The organism is uncultured Legionella sp. (genome assembly GCF_937871865.1).
Lineage (GTDB): Bacteria > Pseudomonadota > Gammaproteobacteria > Legionellales > Legionellaceae > Legionella.
Map to the genome: position 1 here is coordinate 25,580 of NZ_CALMPD010000088.1, position 6,837 is coordinate 32,416.

Below are 6,837 nucleotides of genomic sequence, written 5' to 3' on the forward strand. Positions count from 1 at the left end.
ACTTCCTCTTAAAGTTAATTTTTTATGTTTTGTGCTGACAAAGATATAAATTATTTTCAATGTCAGCATGATAATGCCAAAGCATGTCATCAATATTTTTTATACGATATGGCATTTTAAATTCCCCAAGAGTGACAACGCTCTCAGCAAATCGGTGAGGTGTATTAGGATCTCGTTGATTACTTGCTTGTCTGATAGGGGAAATCCCATGAAAACCAGTAGCTATGGGGACAATCCATCCTGATGTTTTACGTTCACTGGTCCAGGTTACTTTGCCCTGTTCATTTTGTTCACTTCGATGCATTGTCTTCAAATATTCCAGCATTGCATCAATCGCATCTTGCCCATTATTCATCGCATCTATCATCAAATCACGACGCTCGATGAGAACGAAACCTGGCATCAATTTTCGCACCAATTTACGATAATCTTTATCATCCCCTATTTTAAGTATCTCGGGTTGTTTAAAATTAATTATATCTCCACCGGAAAATTTCATGCGACTATGCAATCGGTCGCATAAGGTAGTGGTGAATTTATCTTCATCATCTTTATCAAGACCAGAATATTCAATCACAATAGAAACAGTTAAATGACAACGCGCTTCTTCGATAAATGCGGAGCGATCGCCGTTTTTATCTAAGGGGTTCCCTGTTCCTATAATGGAATATACGTAGTCACCATGCCCTTTGAATGTATGTAAATCGAATTCATGAGACACAACTGAGACCCCTTTGAAAACAACGTCCGAAAATCCCTGTTGATTTAATTGGCGTTGCAAGGCATGTACCCCACCTAACCAAGAAGTCATTGCCGGAAATCCCACGGTATAAGGACTGGATAATGCATTAGCATTTTGTATCTGCACATAAGGAAGTACCAAGATACGTTTCATAGTAAGTCCTCTTCATTTTTTTTCATCGCATGTTTGAAGTGTTTCAGATCAATGTCATCCAACATAACGGCTTTTGTTCCAAGCAATTTTTCATACGTAACAATAAACCAGCGTGCAAAATCGCTGCTTATATCATCAAGCCAAGTCTCATTCGTATAGCGCTCCTCTTTACGAGACTCATCAAGCCATATTTTTTGGTGGTCAGGTAAATTCGTGTTTTCCGACCAACCATGCTCAGCAAGTCGGAGAGCCCACATGTGCTCAATAACGTCATCTATGATCGTTTGCACTACCTCATCGCGGTTCTTACGAATTTGTTCGTTATTACGATCCATAGTGAATAAATCATGTATTTTGAAAAAATCATTCTCAAATTTTTTCGTCCACAAGCTGTTAGTAAAAAAATTGCTCTTGGGTCTTTTTACATGCTGTCTGGATAAATCAGGAGGAGAGGAGGAAAGCAGGTAGGATTTTCCACCGTAATTACTATTCAATACACTGATGTTTTGTGGTTTGGTTCCACCATATCCAATCATCGATAAATTATATAACTCATCAAAACCATCCTCGTTATAAAGATTTTTTCGTTTATTATCTCGGGCCTCTTTTATTTCATCTGAAAATCGAGTGGCGTGGATACGGTTTCTTAACTCATATACCAGGCCTGACGGTGTCAAAATTGATAATAAATGATAATCATCAGCGACAGGAAAATATACTTGCTTCACACACTCACTGGTTATCGTGGTGGCCGGATTTTTCTTTATTGCAAGAAAACCGTTACGTAACACCTCATAGGACATGGTTGACACCTTCATTTCATTTTTAATAACCTCGGTGTCGCACTCCAAATGCGCCAAAATTGTTTGTCCATCTTCCAGCACCAACGACAAAAATTTAAACACATCCATTGCCGCAGCATTACCCAAAATATCCAATTGCGCGTTAGCATTTCCGGTCCGTAAAAAACCATCAGAGGAACGTTCACTCTCTGCGATAAGCGGACTGATTTTTGCAGCAGGATGACTGAATTTCCCAGGATGACTCACCATAGATAACCAACCAGCCCTTTTGGAGGCATCTGGTAACCAGCATTCAGGTGAAAAAATATGATTCGCTTCTTGTTCAACACGCATCAGTTCCTCAGCAGTCATCCCTGGGCTAGTTTTTTTCTTCAGCCAGCCCGCTTTCCTATCAGATAAAAAGGCATTAATAGCATCACTCAAATCATTCTCCCGTTTTATTTTGCGGTGGATTAAAATATAGACCTTTTTAAACGCTTAGTTTTACCCTGAACGCGATAAACCTAGCTGGTGCGAATACCGATAAGACTGCATTTTCTCACCATAAACTGGCAATGAAAGCTCACCATATTTACGTGCAGCTTGTGATTCTGTAATACCCTTTTTATCAGCAATAGCTGATATCAAACCTTGATAATCACAATCCAACCAAAACTTACTTAATACTCGTTCTATCGGTTTATTCTCTTTAATACAAAAAAATTCAGTTCGTTCCAAATAGGTGGCCGGACTGCCTTCGACTTTTTGCATAAATTTCAACTTCCCATCTCCAATCTCTAAAAATAATAGTTCATCCAAACCACTTTTACGAAACTGATTATATTTTTGTGGATAAGCCGTTAACCACCAACATTGTGTTAACCACCCCTGCATTTGTTCAGGGCCTATCAATTTATCTATGTTTAGAATTTTCCAGGAAGTTAATAATTTTGATATAGAATAATGCTCCAAATCAGCAAAACTCTCTTGCGGATTCAGTTGTTTGTTTCGTTGTATTCGTGGAAGCGCATTAATCCCATTGGTTAGCAATGTATGCTCAATTAGCTGATTGATATCACGTGTAGACAACAAACAATCTTTTTGCTCATATCCGGGTTTGCAGTACACGGGCAGATCATCTGCGCTGATCAGGCCCTTCAAATTGTATTGCATCAAAGCAACATTGGGCACTTGAGGTATTTTATTACGATGACGTAGCACACGACCGGCTAATTGAATAATCGAACGAAAAGAAGACGGCTCAACCACTGCCCAATCAAAATCGTGATCACGTCCCACTTCTTCAACCGGTGTCGCGACCACAATAAAAATCAGATGTTGTGATTTGCTCTTTAATAGATGGCGACGAATATCCTCATTCTGAAATGCTTTGGGTGTTTCGCCACTCTTTTCATTACGCTTAAGTACAGCATCAATATGCTTTTCCTGTTCACTGCGTAACAATAACACCTGTTGGCTATGATAGGCCATCACACGAAAATCAACGCTATCTGGCCAGTCCACGATAGCCAGGTATTCAGTCAGAGCGACACAGGGATTTATATTGGCCATACGAACAAGACCAAATGAAACCATTTTATTAGTAATCGGTTCGGTCTCTGCATGCTGCAAATGCTTTTCAATAATTGTTTTTTGGATAAGATTAAAGTAAGCATGCTCGATTGTTAATTTGCCTTCGTTCGTTTTAGCCTCTGCCTTGAGCTCTTTAATATGCTGACAAGAAATGATCTCGGCTTTGCGCTTTATAGGCTCTGCTTTTAGTTTTTTGACACGCTTATCAACAAACGATTCGTGATGGCACTCATAATCGATTAACGCCTGTTGTGTATCCAGCTCAGATAAAGTCTCAACCTGAGTGCCAAACTCATCAATCCATGCACAAGCAATATTGAAGCTAACCTCTCGTGTTTTAGCAAATAACAACCAGCCTTCGCGATAGGCATTCAAATAACCTTGAGCAAGATCTGGTGGAATAGTCGCAGAAGAAATCATCACTTTACGACCTAACATTCCAGCCAAATGAATAAGACGACCTATAGCAATAAGATCAGCATCATTAAAGTCATCAATCTCATCAATTACCAAATCTGACGACATTAAACGCAAACTCGGCAATATATATCGCCCTCCACGTACACATTCTGTGGCTGGCATTAAATGATCAATCGTGCAAGCAAGCACAGGTGAATAAAGAAATTTTCGATTACGCTCATCGACAAGAACGGTGTTTAACCGGGTTTCCGGTAGTGCACAATCGTAATCAATGACATCATCATCTAACAGAGACTCCAATGACTCTGAGCCTGCCAGCTGATTAATACCTTCTTGCTCTTGTTGTTCAAACTTATTTTGTTGATGTAGTTCCATCACTGCTCTGGAACCAATCATTACAGCAAGTTCGCTGCTATCCAAACCAATGCGCTCTCGATATTCATCGCCCGTTTGAAGTGTAAGGGTTCTTAGGCCTAATGCCAAAATAAAGCGCAGACTCTCAGCATCGGGAGACAGGGCACGCATAACTTTTGCGTTGGCATAAGTTTTCCCACACCCCGTACTTGCCATGTTGACCGCGAAAAAGCCATGCAGCTTCCCTTGATATGCAGCGGGAATGCTTTGTTTCCATTCTTTTATTTTGTCAACAGCCTTGTCTTGCCATTTAAAAGCAAGTGGACTTTTTTTCTTCAAAGATATTATGTCGTGAATATAGGGTAGTTCATTTTCGAATGCTGGTAATAAGTGGGCGATATCAAGAGCAGAATGAGCAACGCCAACCAAATGTTCATCCAGTTTTTGCTTGGGCTCTCCTTTGCGATGACCGTTATGAGTCTGGCTATAGGTATTGGCAATCAAACTCATATCAGAACGCCAGATTTTACTGGCATCTTGCGACGAATAATTATGATCGCCCAGCATTAATGATAATCGCGCGTGATGCAAAATTAATCGCCAACTACCATCCTCCATGGCCTGGTTTAATAAAGGAAAACAATCTCGCATTTTGGATGCCCATTTTTTTACCTGCGTTAGCCATCGCTGTGATTGGCTAGGCAAACCAGCAGGAAAAGTCAAACATTGCTGGAGTTTTGTTTTATAAAAATACTCATCTCTTCTGTTTTCATAACCCCATGCCTGAACAATATACTTCAATATTTCGTTTAAATTCCCGGCAGGCTCTTCTCTGCAATCATCAGTAAAATCAATTGGCAATTTGTGATGAGACACGATCAACCACGCCAAAAGCCCAGCTAATGGCGGCAAATTACGCAACGGTTTCTTGGGAAGATTTTGCGCCAAAGCCATCTCGTCCAGAACCCCATTGCTCAAACGCTCCAGCCATTGAGCATCATCTGTATCTTCCCTTTCATCATCGCTGCCTTTTTTTACAAATGCATGGAACAATAAAACGGAGACCCACTCATGTCGTAAAGGATCACCCAATTTATTTTTACTTTCAGGTTGCAATTTTTCCTGGAAGTACTTCGAGGCTTTGCCAAAATCATGAAATAAGGAAGCCAATGCCGCCAGACATTTAATCAGGGGAAGATAATGCCAATCATTTTCCCAGTGTGTATTTACAATACTTTTCCGCGTGTAATGTACTGGTACAATGCCTTGCGCATTAAATTTACTCCGATTACCAACAATCCAAATCAAGTCGCTGCGGCTTCGGCTCCTCAACCAATGACAAGAAACAGCCGTATTTTTTGAGGCTGTTTTTCTTAATAATTTTTTGACCGCATTTAACCCTTCATTGGTGATGATGGTTTGCCAGGTATTATCACCAATACGATTTGCAAAGGAGTCCAACACTCGACGTGTTTTGTTTAGCGCCTTTTTCTCACATTGAGATACAAAAATGACCATCATAATGAGACACCTTCAAAACTAATGGTCTTAACAAAATCAAACATAAACTCAAGCGCATTATGTTTAATAAAATTTTGTAAACATTGTTGGCGAAACTCTTGCTCAGTTGCCTCATCACTAGCACAGATAAAAGCCCATGGCAGAATCAAGGCATCCTTAATCAAATCAGCCACATCAAACACTAAAGCACCACGACGCGTTTTTCCATGCATCACAGCAAAACCATGTGGGATGCCTAATACCCACAACGTTGTCGCTGCAAGTCCATAGGTTAAATAATTTCCATGATTTAAAAATGCATTAGCATCATCATCACTGCTATATTCACGTGTAAATCCTGCTTGGTTCGTGCGATTCGCAGCAGCCTTATAGAGAGCTTTAGTAAGCTTGGCTTCAATAAGTAATAATTCATTGACTGTTTGAACATTGGTAATGCTATTACGAAAATTAGTCAAAGCCTTCTGAATATCCATATCATCCAAGTAAAATCCTTTGGATTTCAAATCAGAATCTTTTTCCCATACTCGTTCGATAAAAGAAATGCGAGCCTGTTGGAAGCGTTTCGCGGCACTTAAACGCTTCATTTCATCAAACCAAAACGACATCCATCCTTGTACATATTCTGTTGGTCGATATTCACTCTGCGGGCAAAACCATTCCACCTCATTAGCCATAATTAATGGAGTGCCTCCACTACCGCTAAATCCAATTAAGACCCCGGCCGAGGCCAGCATTCTTACCGCCGACTGAGTAATAGACGTACCTGTACCTAATAAAATTACGGTAGTATTAGCAATAGGAATATTCCAATAATGCTTTTCATCAACAGACTCAGTGAGATATACCACACGCCCATCTTTAGCCATTACACGACATTTTTCAATATAATAAATATTCGCTCGTTTTGAGTGTAAAATTGCTTTAAGATCAGTAAGTACTTCCACTACTCGCCATCCAAATTAATAATATTATTTTTATATACTAGACCCTTCTTCTGGAATCTGAAACTTCACGCTCAGAAAAATACCGTAAATTCAATTTAATCGCTCATCACCTCTTTGTATTTTTAAATCAAAAAAAATCTTTAAAAAACAGCACATAAAATTATCAACTTGCCGTACATTCTCTTTAAAGAGTCGGTGTGAGTACTTTTTACCCAGAAGAGCCTGGTCACATTGTTAATGTATGACCTTAAAAGCTTCTTCGATAGTGTCGCCAAGCTCGTGATTGATTTAAGCCATCCGTGGCTAAAATCGACTCGCAAACGCGACA

The 6,837-nt window shown here is 39.8% G+C and carries 4 protein-coding genes; all 4 read right to left on the reverse strand.

The genetic code is table 11. The features are described from left to right. Positions 1-22: 22 nt before the first annotated feature. The 4 genes from csy2 to cas1f are packed head-to-tail and all read right to left on the reverse strand — an operon-like array spanning position 23 to position 6,509. Positions 23-895 carry a type I-F CRISPR-associated protein Csy2 gene (gene csy2, locus Q0495_RS05285; protein ID WP_298623868.1) on the reverse strand — a complete coding sequence of 291 codons (873 nt, stop codon included), beginning with the start codon at positions 893-895 and terminating at the stop codon, positions 23-25. After that, on the reverse strand, positions 892-2,121 hold the full coding sequence (gene csy1 / locus Q0495_RS05290) for a type I-F CRISPR-associated protein Csy1 (protein ID WP_298623869.1): 1,230 nt from the start codon (positions 2,119-2,121) through the stop codon (positions 892-894). The genes csy2 and csy1 overlap by 4 nt, the downstream gene beginning before the upstream one ends. Before the next feature lie 60 nt (positions 2,122-2,181). Then, positions 2,182-5,565, reverse strand: coding sequence for a type I-F CRISPR-associated helicase Cas3f (gene cas3f / locus Q0495_RS05295; RefSeq protein ID WP_298623871.1), 3,384 nt, complete (start codon positions 5,563-5,565; stop codon positions 2,182-2,184). After that, positions 5,562-6,509: a type I-F CRISPR-associated endonuclease Cas1f gene (cas1f, locus tag Q0495_RS05300; protein WP_298623873.1), complete on the reverse strand. Its 948-nt coding sequence runs from the start codon at positions 6,507-6,509 to the stop codon at positions 5,562-5,564. The genes cas3f and cas1f overlap by 4 nt, the downstream gene beginning before the upstream one ends. Positions 6,510-6,837: the final 328 nt, after the last annotated feature.